Source organism: Streptomyces sp. R11, assembly GCF_041051905.1.
Classification (GTDB): Bacteria; Actinomycetota; Actinomycetes; order Streptomycetales; family Streptomycetaceae; genus Streptomyces.
Window position 1 is genome coordinate 1,222,144 of the sequence record NZ_CP163432.1, and the last position, 16,275, is coordinate 1,238,418.

Sequence of the window (16,275 nt, forward strand, 5' to 3'; positions counted from 1 at the left end):
GCCGCGCGTCTACTGCGCCTGCTTCCGGACGTCGGGGTAGCGGTAGTACGCGGCCGCGGACGGCTCCAGCGGCTTTCTGCCGAGGATGAGGTCGGCGGCCTTCTCCGCGATCATCATCACCGGGGCGTAGATGTTGCCGTTGGTGACGTAAGGCATCACTGAGGCGTCCACCACGCGCAGGCCCTCCAGGCCGTGCACCCGCATGCTGGTCGGGTCGACGACGGACATCTCGTCGGTGCCCATCTTGCACGTGCAGGAGGGATGCAGGGCCGTCTCGCCCTCCTCGGCCACCCAGGCGAGGATCTCCTCGTCGGTCGCGACGCCCGGCCCCGGCGAGATCTCCCCGTCGTTGTAGGGCGCGAGTGCGGGCTGTTCGAGGATTCTGCGGGCCACGCGGATCGCCTCGACCCATTCGCGGCGGTCCTGCTCGGTGGAGAGATAGTTGAAGCGCAGCGCCGGGTGCTCGTTCGGGTCCTTGCTCTTGATCTTCACGGAGCCGACGGCATCGGAGTACATCGGGCCCACATGCACCTGGTAGCCGTGGCCGCCGGAGGGCGAGGAGCCGTCGTAGCGGACGGCGACGGGCAGGAAGTGGAACATCAGGTTGGGGTAGTCCACGTCCTCGTTGCTGCGGGCGAAGCCGCCGGCCTCGAAGTGGTTGGTGGCGGCCGGGCCCTTGCGGAAGAGCCACTGGAGCCCGATGAAGGGGGCACGCCACTTCGCCATGTACGGCTGCATGGAGACGGGCTGCTTGCAGGCGTACTGGACGTAGACCTCCAGGTGGTCCTGCATGTTCTCGCCGACGCCCGGGAGGTCGCGGACCACGTCGACACCGAGGGCACGCAGCTCCTCGGCGTTGCCGACGCCGGAGAGCTGGAGCAGCTGCGGGGAGTTGATCGCGCCGCCGCAGAGGATGACCTCCTTGGCGCGGACCTGCTTGAGCGGGCCGCGGCCGCGCCGGCACTCGACGCCGACGGCGCGGTTGCCCTCGAACAGGACCCGGGTGACGAGGGTGCGGGTCATGACCGTGAGGTTCGGCCGACCCATGGCCGGCTTGAGGTACGCCTTCGAGGCGGACAGGCGGCGGCCGCGATGGACGTTGCGGTCGAACTTCGCGAAGCCCTCCTGCCGGTACCCGTTGACGTCTTCGGTGGGGGCGTACCCCGCCTCCTCGGTGGCCTTGAGGAAGGCACCGAACAGAGGGTTGGTGGCCGGGCCGCGTTCGAGCACGAGAGGGCCGTCGTGGCCGCGGAACTCGTCGTCCGGGTCGGCCGCGAGACAGTTCTCCATCCGCCGGAAGTACGGCAGACAGTGCGCGTAGTCCCAGGTCTCCATGCCCGGGTCGGCTGCCCAGCGCTCGTAGTCCATGGGGTTGCCGCGCTGGAAGATCATGCCGTTGATGCTGCTGGAGCCGCCCAGCACCTTGCCGCGGGCGTGATAGACGCGCCTGCCGCCCATGTGGGGCTCGGGCTCGGACTCGTACTTCCAGTCGTAGAACCGGTTGCCGATCGGGTAGGTCAGCGCCGCGGGCATCTGGATGAAGACGTCCCACGGATAGTCGGTGCGGCCCGCCTCCAGCACCAGCACCCGGTTGGCCGGGTCCGCGGAGAGCCGGTTCGCCAGTGCGCTGCCGGCCGATCCGCCGCCGACGATGAGGAAGTCGAAGTGCACAGAAGCCATGGTGCCTCGTCTCGCTCGCGCCGTTGATACGCGAGGCATGCTAGCGGTGGGTTCGCGATACGCACCAGGTTGCGAACCGCGCAACTTTTTAAGGGCTGATCACGGCTCTGTTGCTTGCCGTGGCGTTGTTTACTGCGCGTATAGTTTTACTGTGAGCAACTACAGCATGGACACGGAAACGTCGAACTCGCAGGCCGGCGGGGTCCAGTCGGTGGATCGTGCCATCAGCGTGCTGGAGATCCTCGCCCAGCGTGGTGAAGCAGGCGTCAGCGAGGTCGCGGCCGAGATCGATGTGCACAAGTCCACCGCCTTCCGCCTGCTCGGCGCCCTGGAGGCGCGCGGTCTGGTGGAGCAGGCGGGCGAGCGTGGGAAGTACCGGCTCGGTTTCGGCATCGTCCGGCTGGCGGGCGCGGTCACCGGCCGTATCGACATCACCCAGCAGGGCCGGCCGGTCTGCGAGCGCCTCGCCGAGGAGCTCGGCGAGACCGTGAACATCGCCGTCATGCAGGAGCACTACGCGATCAACCTCTACCAGGTTCGCGGCCCGGGCGCGATCACGGCGCACAACTGGGTCGGCCAGCTGACCCCGCTGCACGCCACGTCGAGCGGCAAGATCCTGCTGGCCCACATGCCCGCCAAGGAGCGCGCCGCGCTGCTGTCCACCACGGGCATGAAGAAGGTCACCCCGAACACCATCACCGCGAAGACCAAGCTCGAGAAGAACCTCGCCGAGGCCCGCGAGCGCGGCTACTCCTTCACGCTGGAGGAGCTGGAGATCGGCCTGCACGCCATCGCCGCGCCGGTCCGCAACCGGGACGGCGAGGTCGTCGCTGCCCTCAGCGCCTCCGGGCCGGCCTACCGCTTCACCGAGGAGCGCCTGCACGAGCTCTCCCCGGTGCTGCTCAAGGGCGCCGAGGAGATCAGCCACCGAATGGGTTACCTGGGCTGACCCGTCCGGCTACGCCCCGGGGACGCCGAGACGCTCGTTCACCCAGTCGTGGAACGCACCGATGTGGTGCTCGCTCGGCACCAGCACTCCCCCCTTGGCGTACAGCCGGGAGCTCATGCCGGGCTGCGTGCGTTCGCACGCGTCGAAGTCCTGGCGGTTGACCCGGTCGAAGAGTTCCACGGACCGGCTGACGTCCTTGCCGCTCTCGACGACATGCGGGAGGTAGAGCCAGTCGCACTCGACGATCGTGCGGTCGACGGACACCGGATACATCCGGTGGAAGATCACATGGTCGGGGACCAGGTTGATGAACACCTGCGGCCTGACGGTGATCGCGTAGTAGCGGCGGTCCTGGTCCTCCGCGACGCCGGGGATGCGGTCCAGGCCCTCGGACCCGTCGACCGTGAAGCCCTGCACGTCCGCACCGAACTCGGCACCGTGGCCGACGTAGTACTGGGCGGCGTAACCGTCCGCGAACTCCGGCAGCACCTCGGTGAGTTCGGGGTGGATGGTGGCGCAGTGGTAGCACTCCATGAAGTTCTCGATGATGAGCTTCCAGTTCGCCTTGACGTCGTAGACGATCCGCTTGCCCACCGAGAGGTCCTCGACACCGTAGCGCTCGATCGACTCGACGTCACCGAGGCGGGCGACGATCTCGCCGACGACCTCCTCCTCGAAGGAGGGCGGGTTCTCCGCGAGGCACACCCAGACATATCCGAGCCACTCGCGCACGGCCACGCTCACCAGGCCGTACTCGGTGCGGCCGACGTCGGGCATCTTGGTGAGGTTGGGTGCCGCGACGAGCTTGCCGTTCAGGTCGTACGTCCAGGCGTGGTACGGGCACTGGAAGGCCCGTTTGACCTCGCCGGTCTCCTGAGTGCAGAGCTTGGCTCCGCGGTGCCGGCACACGTTGAAGTACGCGCGGATACTGCTGTCCCTCGCCCGGGTGACGAGGATGCTCTCGCGGCCCACGTCGAGGGTGCGGAAGGCGCCGGGCCTGGCAAGGTCGGACGCGCGCGCGACGCAGAACCACATGGTCTCGAATATGCGCTCCTGCTCCTGGGCGAAGATCACCGGATCGGTGTAGGAGGAGCCGGGGAGGGTGGCGATCAGACTGTCCGGCAGGCTGGTCGAGGTCACGGTGCACTCCTCGGAGAACGTCGTGGCGGGGTGATGCCTCAGGGGCGGGGTCAGGACGTCGCCGCGGCGAGCTGCTTGCGCCAGCGGGTGAACAGGCGCGGCTGGTTCATGCCGAGCACGGCGACCGGGTCCCCGGCACGCCGGTAGACGGCCAGCACGTCACGGTCGTCGGCGGCGCCCGCCTCGACGGTCACGCTGTCGGCGCCGGCGGCGTGCCCGACGAACTGGATCTTCACGCCGTACTGGTCGGACCAGAAGTACGGTGGCCGGGGCACACCCGGTGCCACCGCGCCCCCCGCCAGCAGCGTGGCGACCGCGGCGTCGGGCCGCTCCCGCGCGCCGGTCCAGTGCTCGACACGGCGGTGGAAGCCGGCACGGGGGTCGTACCAGTTGGCGCAGTCGCCGACCGCGACGACACCGGCCAGGCTGGTGCGGCCGTCCGCCCCGCACTTGACGCCGTTGTCGAGTTCGACGCCGGAGCCGTCCAGCCACTGCACGCACGGTCGGGCGCCGACCCCGACCACGACGATGTCGGCGGGGAGGCTGCGCCCGTCCTCCAGCAGGACGGCGTCGACGCGGGTCTCCCCGCTCAGCCCCTTGACGCCCACACCGCACAACAGTCGTACGCCGTGGTCGGCGTGGAGCGCGGAGACGACGGCACCCATGGTCTCGCCGAGCGGTCCGGCGAGCGGTGTCGGCGCCACCTCCACCACGGTCACCTCGAGCCCGAGGGCGTACGCGGTGGAGGCGACCTCCGCCCCGATGAAGCCGCCGCCGATCACGACCAGCCGTCCGCCGCGGGCCAGTTCGTCGCGCAGGGCGCGGGCGTCGTCCAGGGTGCGCAGGGTGTGCACCCCGGACAGCCCCTCGGAGCCGGGCAGGGTGCGCGCCGCGGCGCCGGTCGCGAGGACGACGCCATCAGCGCGCACCTGGTGTCCGTCGGCGAGCCGGACGGCGCGCTCCGTGCGGTCGAGTCCGACGGCACGGGTGCCGAGCAGCCACTCGGCCCGCAGGTCCTCGTCGTCCGTCTCCAGCGCGAGTTCCGTCTCGCCGAGGGTGCCGGCCAGGAATTCCTTGGACAGCGGAGGTCTGTCGTACGGGCGGTGGAGCTCGTCCCCGATGACGACCAGCCGTCCGTCATAGCCCTGCTTGCGCAGGGAGCGCGCCGCCGACAGACCGGCCAGCGAGGCGCCGACCACGGCGACCGTCCTCACGCGACTCCCCCGGCGAGCCGGGCTGCGACGCAGGGCGGCAGGTTGGGGGCGTCCATGGACAGCCGGACGTGGACCACGCCGTCCTGGACGACGACCTCGTGGGTCCGGACCGGGAGCTTCGCCGGCGGGGCGTCGACCGCGCCGGTCCGCAGGTCGAACTTCGAGGCATGCAGCGGGCATTCCACCTCGCAGCCCTCCAGCCAGCCGTCGGCGAGCGAGGCGTCCTGGTGGGTGCAGGTGTCGTCGATGGCGAAGAGCTCGCCATCGTCGGTGTGGAACACCGAGACCGGCGGATCGATATCGAGCCGGAGGGCCTCGCCTCGCGGGAGATCCGCGAGACGGCACGCGGGAATCATCATGACACCTCGGTGCGTATAGCGAAACGGATTGCGATGAGCGCAACGCCAGTCTGAAGGCCGCCCAGAAGCGTTGTCAAGGCATCCATGGACCTCGTTCGGACAGGCCGTCCACGCGATTTCCGGGCAGCTCGAAACGCCCGAACCACCTGCGGAAACAGGTGGAACGGGCGCCGTACGAAGACCATCCGGGGGGCGGTCAGAAGCCGCGGTCGATCCACTCCTGGAGGTGCGGGGCTTCCGCGGCGACGGTCGTGGTCTCCCCGTGCCCCGTGTGCACGACGGTGTCGCCGGGCAGCGTCAGCAGCCGCTCCCGGATCGACTCGACGATGGTCGGGAAGTGGCTGTACGACCTCCCCGTCGCCCCCGGCCCGCCGGCGAACAGGGTGTCGCCGCTGAAGAGTGCCCCCAGATCCGGCGCGTACAGACAGACCGCGCCGGGGGCGTGGCCGGGCGTGTGCAGCACGGTCAGTTCGATGCCGGCCACCGTGAGCACCTGGCCGTCGGCCAGGTCGCCGTCGGGCATCCGGTCGGGGTGGATCTGCTTCCACAGCGGCAGGTCGTCGCCGTGGAGCAGGACCGGGGCACGGGTGCGCTCCGCGAGTTCCGGAGCGGCGTCGATGTGGTCGTTGTGGGCGTGCGTGCACACGATGGCCCGCAACGTGCGGTCCCCGAGGGCTTCGGCGATCGCCCCGGCGTCGTGGGCGGCGTCGATGACGATCGCCTCGGTGTCGTCGCCGACGATCCACACGTTGTTGTCGACGTCCCAGGTGCCACCGTCCAGGGAGAACGTCCCCGAGGTGACGAGGCGTTCGATGCCGGCGCCGGCCGTCACAGGACCACCACCGAGCGCAGCACGTCGCCGTGGTGCATACGCTCGAAGGCCTTCTCGACGTCGTCCAGCGCGATGGTCTCCGTGACGAAGGCGTCGAGGGGCAGCCGCCCCTGCAGATGGAGGTCGATCAGCATCGGGAAGTCCCGGCTCGGCAGGCAGTCGCCGTACCAGGACGACTTCAGCGCGCCGCCGCGCCCGAAGACGTCCAGCAGCGGCAGCTCCAGCTTCATCTCCGGCGTCGGGACACCGACCAGGACGACCGTGCCGGCGAGGTCGCGGGCGTAGAAGGCCTGCTTGTAGGTCTCCGGACGGCCGACCGCCTCGATGACGACGTCGGCGCCGAATCCGCCGGTCAGCTCCCGGATCACCTCGACCGCGTCGGAGTCCTTGGAGTTGACGGTGTGCGTCGCGCCCAGCTTCCTGGCGGTCTCCAGCTTGCGGTCGTCGATGTCCACCGCGATGATCTTCGCCGCGCCCGCGAGGTCGGACCCCGCGACCGCCGCGGCCCCGACGCCACCGCAGCCGATGACGGCGACCGAGTCGCCCCGGCCGACGTTGCCGGTGTTGATGGCCGCGCCGATGCCCGCCATCACCCCGCAGCCCAGCAGCCCGGCCACGGCCGCCGACGCGGCGGGGTCGACCTTCGTGCACTGCCCCGCCGCCACCAGCGTCTTCTCCGCGAACGCGCCGATGCCCAGCGCCGGGGACAACTCGGTGCCGTCCGGCAAGGTCATCCTCTGCTTCGCGTTGTGGGTGGCGAAGCAGTACCACGGCCGGCCGCGCAGACAGGCCCGGCACTGCCCGCACACCGCACGCCAGTTGAGGATGACGAAGTCACCGGGGGCGACATCGGTGACGCCCTCCCCCACCGACTCCACGACACCGGCGGCCTCATGACCGAGCAGGAAGGGGAAGTCGTCGCTGATGCCGCCCTCGCGATAGTGCAGGTCGGTGTGGCACACCCCGCAGGCCTCTATCTTCACCAGCGCCTCGCCCGGGCCCGGATCCGGCACGAGGATCGCCTCCAGGCTGACGGGGGCGCCCTTGCCCCGCGCGACGACAGCACGGACCTGGTGCGTCATGGCCACTCCTCGGCTGGTCGAGACCGGAATCAGATGTTGCTCATTACGGCACGCATCTCGTACGTCGCAACACAGCATCAGGGAGAGCCGAACGGCGGTCAAGGGCCCGGCAAACCGCGGCACGACCCCTTCCATCGACTCGATCGCCGTGGCATGCTCCCGCCAACACACATCTGAACACTATTCACACCCTTGAACTTCGACAGTCCTCGACAGTCAGGGAGTGGCTCATGACTGCAAGATCCCGCTTGCGTGTCCTGCTGGTGGTCCTGGCCGCGTTCACCACCGGCGCCGCCCCCGCCGCCTCGGCCCCGGCAGAGGCACAACCACCATCACAATCGCAGGCACAGGCACAGGCACAGGCACAGCAGGCGCCGCGCATCCCGCACACCGCCGTCCTGGACGGCCGGCGCCTGCACCGGACGAAGATCCGCCTCGATCGCGGCGACCCTCAACTCCGGCAGGCGCTGCGGGCGTTGCGGACACGCGCGGACAGCTGGCTGGACCAGGGCCCCTGGACGGTCGTCGACAAGCCCCGACCCGCGCCCGGTGGCGACGTCCACGACTACCTCAGTCAGGCGCCGTACTGGTGGCCCACCAAGGCGCCGACTCCGGACAACCCGTGGGGCTGCCCGTATGTGCAACGCGACGGCGAGCGCAACCCGGAGGTGGACTCCGGCACCGACCGCCAGGACGTGGAGAAGACCTTCGACTCCACCTACGACCTCTCGCTCGCCTGGTACTACACCGGCGACAAGCGGTACGCCGAGAAGGCCGGGCAGGTGCTGCGGACCTGGTTCCTCGATCCGGCCACGAGGATGAACCCGAACCTCGACCACGCCCAGTTCATTCCGTGCAAGTACGACGGCCGCGCCATCGGCATCATCGACTTCTCGCAGTCGTACACGAGCGTCCTCGACGCACTTGCCCTGCTGCAGACGGGCGCCCCCGGCTGGACCGCGAAGGACCGCGCCGGCATGGCGAGGTGGAACACCACCTTCCGCGACTGGCTCAGGAACAGCGACTTCGGCAAGCAGGAGGCCGCGGCCACCAACAACCACGGCACCTTCTACGACATGCAGCTCGCCGGTCTCGCGTACGCGACCGGCGACGAGGAACTGGCCCGCCGGACGGTCCTGGACGCCCGGAGCAAGCGCATCGCGCCGCAGATCGCGTCCGACGGCAGCCAGCCGCAGGAGCTGACCCGGACCAGGAGTTGGCACTACTCGACGTTCGACCTGGTCGCCTACACCCGGCTGGCCGCCATCGGCCGGCACGTGGGCGTGAACCTGTGGGCCTACCGTGGGCCGGACGGGCAGAGCCTGTTCAAGGCGGTGGACTATCTGCTGCCCGCCGCGACGGGAGCCGTCGCCTGGCCGCACCCCGAGATGGAGTTCCACCGGTACGCGGCGACCGACGTGGTGCACGCGGCCGCCGACGCCGGGGACAGGCAGGCGCAGCGAGCCGTACCGCTGCTGGAGGCGCCGCCGGGCGGCGACCTGTGGGCCCTGCGCCCGGCGGCGGAACAGCTGGACTCCATCGCGGGGTGACCGCCGGACCGCCGGTTCAGACCCTGGAGAGGTCGATCGCGCGGTCGACGTCCTGCGGTTGCAGCACCCGCAGGATGCCTTCCAGCAGGTAGTAGTCGGCGTAGGGAAGGGAGATCTCGATCCCGTCCTCGGCCGGCCGGTTGCGCGTGCAGCGGGCCACCACCGCTTCCGCGCGGGCCGAGTTCCTCGTCAGGCACGTCTCCGACAGCGCGGTGAGCAGTCGCAGTGCCACCTCGCGGTAGGCGTGCCTGCCGGTGGCCGCGGACAGGTCGAGCAGTCCGCACGCCATGATCGCCCCGGCCGACGCGTCCTTGATGTCGTACGGCTGTTGCGGCGCGCGGTAGTCCCACACCGGGACGTGGTCCGGGGTCAGCGCCCCGACCGCGAAGTCCGCGAGTCTGCGGGCGGTGGCCAGGAACTCGGGGTTCCCGGTGCGGCGGTACATCGTGGTGAACCCGTACAGCCCCCACGCCTGACCGCGCGACCAGCAGGACGCGGGGCTGTACCCCTGCACGGTGTTCGGGCCGATCGCGGCGCCGCTGTTCGGGTCGAAGTCGTAGACGTGGGGCGTCGATCCGTCCGGGCGCAGGAAGACCCGCTGAGCCGTCTTCGAGTGCTCCACGGCGATGTCCAGATACTTGGCGTCGCCGGTCCGGCTGCTCGCGAACGCCAGCAGGTCGAGGTTCATCATCGTGTCGATGATGACGCGGCCGGCGTTCCTCTCGTCGTTCAGCGCGCCCCACGCTCTGATGAAGCGCCCGCGCGGGTTGTACCGCTGGATCAAGGAGTCGGCCGCCCGTACGGCACCGGTCCGCCATGCCTCGTCGCCCGTCAGCCGCCAGGCGGTGACCCAGGACGGGTAGAAGAGGAAGCCGAGGTCGTGCGTGCCGGTGTCGTACTGGCGCGGCGCCAGCTTCTGCGCCGAGGCCAGTGCCTGCGTGCGGAAGGCGTCGTCCTTGCTGTAGAGCCACGCCATCCACAGCGCGCCCGGCCAGAACCCGCCGACCCAGTCGCCGTCCTGCGAGTAGGTCCACTTCTCGAACTTCGTGCCGACGGGGAAGGCGCTCACGGTCGGTGCGACGGCGTGCAGCTTCTCGACGGCGTAGTCGGCCGCCGCGCGGAGCTTGCGCAGGGTCGGTGCCGGTGTCCGAACGGCGTTCACGTCCGCGGCCGTGGCGGGTGTCGAGGCAGCACCTGTCGCTGCGGCGCCGACCGCCATGGCCAGCATCGTCCGCCGGGAAACGCTCATGCCGGTTCCTCCAACTGGTCAATGGGAGAACGGAGTTGACCGAGCGTTGCACGTCGGACGCACTGCTGTACACCCACGTGAGCCATGTTCATCAGTGTGAATAGTGTGGCGAGTCGACGGCGCTCACCTGTGGCAGCTGCTGGTCCCCGGGCGCCATGGGCAGGCGATTGCGGCGAAGCCGCCGTTGGCCATGACATCCACGCCCAGCGTGTCGCCGCCGCGCAGCACCTGCCGGTTCCGGACGAGCCCGTCGGCGCCGTCCTCGACCGTCTCGACCAGCCACCGTCCGGGGCCGATGGTCAGAGGCACCTCGGCCGTGCGGGCGGTGCCTGCGTAGACGCCGCCGAGGAACCAGCGGTCGCCGCTGCGGCGGGCGAGGACGGCCTCCTGACCGGGTCGGCCCGTGAGCAGCCGGGTGTCGTCCCAGGCCGCCGGGACCTGGTCGAAATAGGCCCGGGCCAGGGGCCGTTCGTCGTACGACTCGGGAGTGCCCGCGAACATCTGCTGGCCCGACTCGTAGGCGACGGTGAGCCCGACCTCGGCCGCGTCGGAGTTGGGGCGCAGGCCGACGCGCTGGAAGGCGCCCGGGGTGAAGTCCATGGAGCCGATGACGTTGCGGGTGAAGGGCAGAGTGGTGAGGTGGGCCGCGGTGTTGGTGCGCTTCTCCTCGCCGGCGACGCCCTCCAGGGTCATGACCTGCGGCCAGGTGCGCTGGATGCCTTTGGGGATCGTGGAGCCGTGGAAGTCGACCATGAGGTGGTGGGCGGCGGTCTCCGCGAGGATGGCGTCGTACCACCTGAGCATCGGCTGCGCCTCGGAGTTCATGAAGTCGATCTTGACTCCCTTGACGCCCCAGCGCTCCAGGGTGGGCAGCCACTGGGCGCGCTCCTCGGGTGTGTCGAGGTCGCGCTGGTGGATCCAGACGATGATGCCGACGCCCTTGGCGCGTGCGTAGTCGACGAGTTCGGGCATCCAGCTGTCGGTCTGCCAGTTCGGGTCGGTGGTGTCCCACTCGTCGGCCTTGAAGTACCAGCCCGCGTCGACGGCCTCGTAGGGCCAGTTCCGTTCGGCCGCGTAGTCGACGTAGGCCTTCTGCGCGGTGAGGCTCTGACCTGCCTCCTTGCCGCCCGCGAGCCAGGTCCACAGGACCGTGCCCGGCCGGATCCACGAGGTGTCGGCGACCTTGGAGGCGGGAGCGAGGTCGTCGGTGAAGGTCGATCGGGTGACGGTGGCGAGGTCGCCGGTGACCATGACCCGCCAGGGGGTGGCGAGCGGGCCGTCGGTGTGGATCCGGCCGTCGGCCAGCTTGATGCGGTAGGTACCGGTGCCCTTGTCGTGCACGAGTCGGGCGCCGGAGTAGGTGCCGGTGAGGTCGGACTCGGCGAGCAGGGTGTAGCCGCCGTCGGTCGCGAAGAGTGCCTGGTCCGAGTACTCGCCGGTGGGGGCGGTCGCGGCGGTGTACTGGGCGAACTGGCCCTCGTTGTCGACCCGGTAGGTGCCCAGCCACGCGCTCGCGTCCGGCGGAAGGTCGAAGGCGGAGGTCTCGCCGAGCACGTCGCCGTACCCGGCGGGCAGAACGTACCGGTAGGCGACGCCGTCGGCGGAGGCGCGGACGACGAGGTCCAGCCGGGCGCCGGTGGCGGTGGCGAAGGACAGCCGGGTCTCGTTCATACGGACCCTGCGGTCCAGCCGCTTCCCGGACTTGGTCCGGTACCGCTCGTCGACCAGCCGGTCCTTGCGGTGCAGGAAGCTCAAGTCCCTGGAGAGATCGGCCTGTTCGGTGACGATGCCGACCGGCGACGGCTGGATGACCGTCCGGCCGGCGCGGGACACCTCCAGGCTCAAGGTGCCGTCGTCCAGCGTCACTTGAACGCGGGGCGCAGCCTTGTGCTGGGGGCCGGACACGGACCAGACGTGCTCGTTCTGCTCGGCCCGCGCGGGTGCGGTCGTGAGGAGTGCGGCAACCAGCCCGGCGCAGAGCGCGGCGGCCGCGGTTCTGATCGGAACAGCCATGAGGGCCCTCCGTGGTGTGGATTCGATGGTTGCTAAGGCAGTCCCCAGGCCGGACCCGGCTCGCTGACGGCGACGGGGGCGATGACGAGGTCGGGGCGGGAGCCGGAGTGCACGAGGACCTCACGGCCCTTGGGCAGGTCGATGGCGAGGGTGCCGTCGCCCAGGTCGTGGGTGCGGGCCGGCGTGCCGTCGTCGAGCAGCACGGTGAGTCTGCCGGTGAGGCCGTGGCGGAGCTTGAGCGGTTCGCCCGCCAGGCTCCTGATCCGGATGAACCGGGTGGTCCCGGCCTCGCGGACGGCGCTGACCAGGAAGGCTCCCTGGGTGCGGAAGTCGTGCAGGGTGAGGTCCGCCCAGGCGCCGGGGACGGCCGGGAAGACGCGGATCACGCCGCCCCAGCTCTGGCAGAACATGTCATGCAGGGACTGCGAGGCGGACAGCGGCGTCTCGATGACCGGCCCGGCCTCGGTGTAGTGGGTGTTGGCCTGGCAGGGGTAGCGGGTCGAGGTGTCGAAGAACTTCCGCAGATATCCGATCGCCGTGTCGCCGTCGCCCGTCATCGCGTAGATCGAGGCTGCTCCGGTGTAGCTGTAGCCGCGGTGGGCGCCGGTGATGGCGTGCCAGTGCTCCACCGACTTGGTGATCAACTCCCGGCTCCCGGGCTGGTCCCAGTTGACGAGGTACAGCGGGTACACCATCAGCAGGTGCGAGTAGTGGCGGTGGGACTGCGCGTACGGGGTGTCGGCGCCGATCATGAAGCCGTTGGCGTCCACGGGGTACGGCGTGAGCCTGGCCAGTACCTCGCGCCAGCGCGGGATCAACTCGTCGTCGATATCGAGGAGTTCGGCGGAGTCGATGAGTGTCTGGCAGCCCCAGCGGATGAGGGCCAGGTCGTAGTTCGTGTCCTGGGGCGGTACGACGGGGTACTCGGGCGAGAGTGTGCTCGGCAGGTGGAGCTTGCCGTCGCTGCCCGGGGCGAGGAAGTGCAGGTAGTAGGTGATGGCCCGGCGCAGCACGGGGTAGATCGTGTCGCGCAGCAGGTTCCTGTCCATCGAGTGCCGGTAGGACAGCCAGACGTTGTGCAGCGCCCAGGTGAGGTTGCCGGCCTCGCCGCCGGTGCCTATCACCGGCACGTTCCGGGTGGCGAACATGTCGGAACTGCGGCCGACCCCGGAGCTGTCCGCGCGGTAGGCGGCGGGCACGTTGGCGATGAGCTGTTCCTGGTTCTGACGCACGGTGGTGGCGAGCGCGTCGAGTTCCGGGTGGTTGAAGCCGTGGATGAGCCAGTACTCCAGCTGGATGTTGAGGTTCCACCAGACCGCGGGCCAGGGAGTGGGTTCCAGCCAGGGGCCGCAGGTGGCCATGACCGGGCCGTCCGCGCGGCTGGCGGAGGCGACCTTGTAGAGCTGGATCCAGTGGAAGCTCTGCAGCCGCTGGTCGGGGAGCGAGACGAAGCTCTTCCGGTAGAAGGCGTGCCACCAGCGGGTGTGCCGACGCTTGAGGGTGCCGTAAGACGTCGCGCGCCGCAGGTTGCGCAGCGAGTCGGCCTCGGCGGCGGTGTCGGAGGGGAAGCTGTGTCCGACACCGAGCAGCAGGTCGTCGCCGGTCCTACGGTGCGCGGTGGCGGTCTGTCCGCCGCCGGTGAGGGGCTGGAGGACCTGCTCGGTGCCGTCGGCGGTGGTGTGCGTGGTCCAGGGCGGGTTGCCGGTGTAGCCGGTGGGCGGCGCCTCGCTGATCTTGCGGGGGCTGATGGCCTCCTCGGGGTGGAACGTCCAGGCGACCCGTTCGCCGCCGTCGGCCGTCGCGCGTACGGCCAGGACCTCGTCGTGGATGAGGGCGGCGAGGGTGAGCGTGCCGGCCGTGGTGGTGACGGTGCCGGTGAGTTCGGCGTTCCACAGGCTCAGTCGCCAGTCGACGGCGGTGATGGTGCCGACCGGGTCGAGCGTCAGGTGCCCCACCGGCAGCCGGCAGGTGCCCCAGCCGCTGCCGAACTCGGGGCGGTGGTCCTGGACTCGGCCGTGCTGGACGGTGAAGCGGATCCCGTTGGCGCCGGGCTCCTGGTAGACCATGCTGCCGAGCAGCCCGTCGCCGAGGAACGGGCCCTGGTACCAGCGGGTGGGCAGTTTGGTCCACAGCAGGTCCTGTCCGCGCAGGAACTTCGACCAAGCTCCGTCGGTGGTCATGGTGTTGCGGAGTTTCCAGGGGCGCCTGCCCGCCCGTAAGGGCACTTCCGCGTGGGCCGTCCCGGGAAGGGCCGCCGCTGCCGCGCCGCCGAGCGCGGTGCCGAGCACGGCTCGGCGGGCCACCTGCGAGCGTCTCTCCGGCTGTGAGGTCATGTTCGTCCTCCAGACCTGACGATCGTCGATACAGCAGATACATCGGGTGTATCGGGGAACCTAGCAGGCCTCGTACACCTGTCAATGACCTCAACTGCACCAGAATTAGGGCTGATAGAGCACAGCAAACCCCGCTGACCTCCGAGCCTACGTCAGCGAACCCTGTTCAAGTTCCTGACTCATCCGATGTATGCACTGAGACTCCGTGAGCCCGACAGCCTCCTCCGGTCATCACGGGGCGCCGGGCGGCCGAGTTGGCAGCGCCAAATCCGCTGAGGTTAGGAGGGCCGCGAGGCCCGGCCGGGGTGTCAGTGGTGGGTGACAGGACGGCCGTATGAGTGAAGATCTTCACGACGTACTGGCCGACCCCGCACGGCTGTCGACCGCCGACCGAGCGGTGGTGCGCGACCGCATCGCCGCCGCGGACGACACGCCGAGCGTGGGGCGTGAGGTCTTCCTCCAGGCCGAGGCGATCTTCGGTGGCGCGGACGTGACGCCCGCCGGGTTCGCCGCCCGGCTGCACTTCGCGGCCAAGGCGACCGGCCACGAGGAGTATGCCGAGCAGATCGCGAAGGCCGAGCCGGGGATGCCGTGGCGGACGGTGTGGGCGTGGTGGCGGCCGGCCAACTGGTTCATGGCCCACCCCAGCCTGAACGGCGACTACTACCAGGTCCACCGGCGCCTGCACGAGGGCCGGGAGCTCGTGGCCGACCAGCGCGGCCCGCTCCGGCTCGACGCGGAGACGGGCCGCAGAGTGCGGGTGCGGGAGGGAGGAGCCCTGCCGGAAGCCCCCTTGTCGCGGGAGGCGATTCGACGCACCCGAGCTGTACGACTGGAACTTGAACGCACCGCCGACCTGGGAGGGCGCGGCCGCGTTCGCCGCCGAGGGCGGCAGGATCCGCTATCTCATCGAGGGCAACCACGGCATAGCACTCTTGGAAACGGACGCGGAGGTGCTGCGGGACTGGCCGCACGGTGACGGGATCGACTACACCTCGTCCGAGGAGGCGCCGCCCGAGCCGGAACCGGAATCACACCGCCCGACGGGCCCGCTCACCCCGGACCGGGTCGACGACGCCTTCGGGGAGCGCCATGTGCTGCGCATACCCGAGAGCGACCTCCCCGAGGGGCTCGAACATCCGGGCAGCAGGCGGCACTTGCGGGACATCGGCCTGCCCGCGTTGCGGGTGTGCCACGGCGCCCAGTACGAGGCCCGTCCGACCGACGCCATGCGGCCCGCGTCCGACGGCGCCCTGTCCGAGGAAGGCCTGCCCGAGGGTGTCGCCGCGGCGGACCTGATCGTCTTCGGCGCATGCGAGTACGGCGAGCTCTATCTGCACCGCCACGACGGGACCGTGCGCATCTGGAGCGGACTACAGGGTCCGACGAAGCGGACTCTCGTGCCGCTCGCCCCTGACCTCGACGTCTTCACCCGCATCCTCGAAGCGATCTACCGCTACAGCAACGCGTGCTGGCACCCCTACCCCGTGGAAGGGAGCCAGGATTGGGTGGCGCACCTCTTCCTGGAGGAGATGGACGAGCTGGCCCCGGGTCTGTTCGACCGCGACACGCCCAGCGGCACCACGTGGAGCCGGCTACGCGGGCATCACCGAGTTGGGGGTGGACGGCTTCTAGCGTGCACCCGCTCTCCGCGATCACGGCGTCCTGAAGTCCTCCAGCCGTTCTCCTTCGGCCTGGGACGGCTCGGTCCTGGGGACGTCCGGGTGTTGCTGCACGGCCGTGCGCTCCGCCGGTTCGTCGCGTTCGCCCTCGGCCTGGGAAGGGGTGTGCGAGTACAGCCAGCGGTCGTAGTCCGAGGCTCCGGTCTTCATGGCTGACCTCCGTTGGTCGCTCATCTCCATGCTGCGCCCGGC

General features: G+C 70.0%; 12 protein-coding genes and 1 pseudogene. 4 read left to right on the top strand and 9 right to left on the bottom strand.

Translation table 11 applies throughout. From position 1 onward, the window contains the following. Positions 1-9 precede the first annotated feature (9 nt). Positions 10-1,680, bottom strand: coding sequence for a choline dehydrogenase (betA, locus tag AB5J55_RS05570; RefSeq protein ID WP_369269582.1), 1,671 nt, complete (start codon positions 1,678-1,680; stop codon positions 10-12). Positions 1,681-1,846: 166 nt separating this feature from the next. Between betA and AB5J55_RS05575 the strand changes: the two genes are divergently transcribed. Then, complete coding sequence (locus AB5J55_RS05575; protein ID WP_369276103.1) at positions 1,847-2,629, top strand: IclR family transcriptional regulator; 783 nt, start codon at positions 1,847-1,849, stop codon at positions 2,627-2,629. Between the two features lie 9 nt (positions 2,630-2,638). Here the strand turns inward: AB5J55_RS05575 and AB5J55_RS05580 are convergent, their stop codons facing one another. The 5 genes from AB5J55_RS05580 to AB5J55_RS05600 form a co-directional block, all read right to left on the bottom strand. Then, positions 2,639-3,769 (bottom strand): aromatic ring-hydroxylating dioxygenase subunit alpha, encoded by a 1,131-nt coding sequence (locus tag AB5J55_RS05580; protein ID WP_369269583.1) that lies wholly within the window; start codon positions 3,767-3,769, stop codon positions 2,639-2,641. 50 nt (positions 3,770-3,819) lie between these two features. Continuing rightward, positions 3,820-4,983 (bottom strand): NAD(P)/FAD-dependent oxidoreductase, encoded by a 1,164-nt coding sequence (locus AB5J55_RS05585; RefSeq protein WP_369269584.1) that lies wholly within the window; start codon positions 4,981-4,983, stop codon positions 3,820-3,822. Beyond that, on the bottom strand, positions 4,980-5,342 hold the full coding sequence (locus AB5J55_RS05590) for a bifunctional 3-phenylpropionate/cinnamic acid dioxygenase ferredoxin subunit (protein ID WP_369269585.1): 363 nt from the start codon (positions 5,340-5,342) through the stop codon (positions 4,980-4,982). Before AB5J55_RS05590 ends, AB5J55_RS05585 begins: the two co-directional genes overlap by 4 nt. 196 nt (positions 5,343-5,538) lie before the next feature. After that, positions 5,539-6,174 (bottom strand): MBL fold metallo-hydrolase, encoded by a 636-nt coding sequence (locus AB5J55_RS05595; protein WP_369269586.1) that lies wholly within the window; start codon positions 6,172-6,174, stop codon positions 5,539-5,541. Continuing rightward, on the bottom strand, positions 6,171-7,256 hold the full coding sequence (locus tag AB5J55_RS05600; protein ID WP_369269587.1) for an S-(hydroxymethyl)mycothiol dehydrogenase: 1,086 nt from the start codon (positions 7,254-7,256) through the stop codon (positions 6,171-6,173). Before AB5J55_RS05600 ends, AB5J55_RS05595 begins: the two co-directional genes overlap by 4 nt. A gap of 230 nt (positions 7,257-7,486) precedes the next feature. On the opposite strand from AB5J55_RS05600, the gene AB5J55_RS05605 reads away from it, so the two are divergent. Next, positions 7,487-8,806, top strand: a complete 1,320-nt coding sequence (locus AB5J55_RS05605; protein WP_369269588.1) for an alginate lyase family protein — start codon at positions 7,487-7,489, stop codon at positions 8,804-8,806. A gap of 16 nt (positions 8,807-8,822) precedes the next feature. Here the strand turns inward: AB5J55_RS05605 and AB5J55_RS05610 are convergent, their stop codons facing one another. The 3 genes from AB5J55_RS05610 to AB5J55_RS05620 form a co-directional block, all read right to left on the bottom strand. Next, positions 8,823-10,055: a glycoside hydrolase family 88 protein gene (locus AB5J55_RS05610; protein WP_369269589.1), complete on the bottom strand. Its 1,233-nt coding sequence runs from the start codon at positions 10,053-10,055 to the stop codon at positions 8,823-8,825. 123 nt (positions 10,056-10,178) lie between these two features. Then, entirely contained in the window at positions 10,179-12,068 is a 1,890-nt protein-coding gene (locus AB5J55_RS05615; protein ID WP_369269590.1) for a glycoside hydrolase family 97 catalytic domain-containing protein, read from the bottom strand. Between the two features lie 32 nt (positions 12,069-12,100). Beyond that, complete coding sequence (locus AB5J55_RS05620) at positions 12,101-14,401, bottom strand: Tat pathway signal sequence domain protein (RefSeq protein WP_369269591.1); 2,301 nt, start codon at positions 14,399-14,401, stop codon at positions 12,101-12,103. Between the two features lie 334 nt (positions 14,402-14,735). Between AB5J55_RS05620 and AB5J55_RS05625 the strand changes: the two genes are divergently transcribed. Together AB5J55_RS05625 and AB5J55_RS05630 are read left to right on the top strand one after the other, a co-directional pair. Next, positions 14,736-15,380 carry a hypothetical protein gene (locus AB5J55_RS05625; RefSeq protein WP_369269592.1) on the top strand — a complete coding sequence of 215 codons (645 nt, stop codon included), beginning with the start codon at positions 14,736-14,738 and terminating at the stop codon, positions 15,378-15,380. A gap of 115 nt (positions 15,381-15,495) precedes the next feature. After that, a pseudogene (locus AB5J55_RS05630) lies at positions 15,496-15,813 on the top strand (SUKH-4 family immunity protein); the annotation flags it as partial. Positions 15,814-16,275 lie beyond the last annotated feature (462 nt).

What these genes read in the sequence shown, in the direction of transcription:
- betA (WP_369269582.1), bottom strand. Translation starts at nt 1,680, where the DNA reads ATGGCTTCTGTGCACTTCGACTTCCTCATCGTCGGCGGCGGATCGGCC.
- AB5J55_RS05575 (WP_369276103.1), top strand. Translation starts at nt 1,847, where the DNA reads ATGGACACGGAAACGTCGAACTCGCAGGCCGGCGGGGTCCAGTCGGTG.
- AB5J55_RS05590 (WP_369269585.1), bottom strand. Translation starts at nt 5,342, where the DNA reads ATGATGATTCCCGCGTGCCGTCTCGCGGATCTCCCGCGAGGCGAGGCC.
- AB5J55_RS05600 (WP_369269587.1), bottom strand. Translation starts at nt 7,256, where the DNA reads ATGACGCACCAGGTCCGTGCTGTCGTCGCGCGGGGCAAGGGCGCCCCC.
- AB5J55_RS05605 (WP_369269588.1), top strand. Translation starts at nt 7,487, where the DNA reads ATGACTGCAAGATCCCGCTTGCGTGTCCTGCTGGTGGTCCTGGCCGCG.
- AB5J55_RS05610 (WP_369269589.1), bottom strand. Translation starts at nt 10,055, where the DNA reads ATGAGCGTTTCCCGGCGGACGATGCTGGCCATGGCGGTCGGCGCCGCA.
- AB5J55_RS05615 (WP_369269590.1), bottom strand. Translation starts at nt 12,068, where the DNA reads ATGGCTGTTCCGATCAGAACCGCGGCCGCCGCGCTCTGCGCCGGGCTG.
- AB5J55_RS05620 (WP_369269591.1), bottom strand. Translation starts at nt 14,401, where the DNA reads ATGACCTCACAGCCGGAGAGACGCTCGCAGGTGGCCCGCCGAGCCGTG.
- AB5J55_RS05625 (WP_369269592.1), top strand. Translation starts at nt 14,736, where the DNA reads ATGAGTGAAGATCTTCACGACGTACTGGCCGACCCCGCACGGCTGTCG.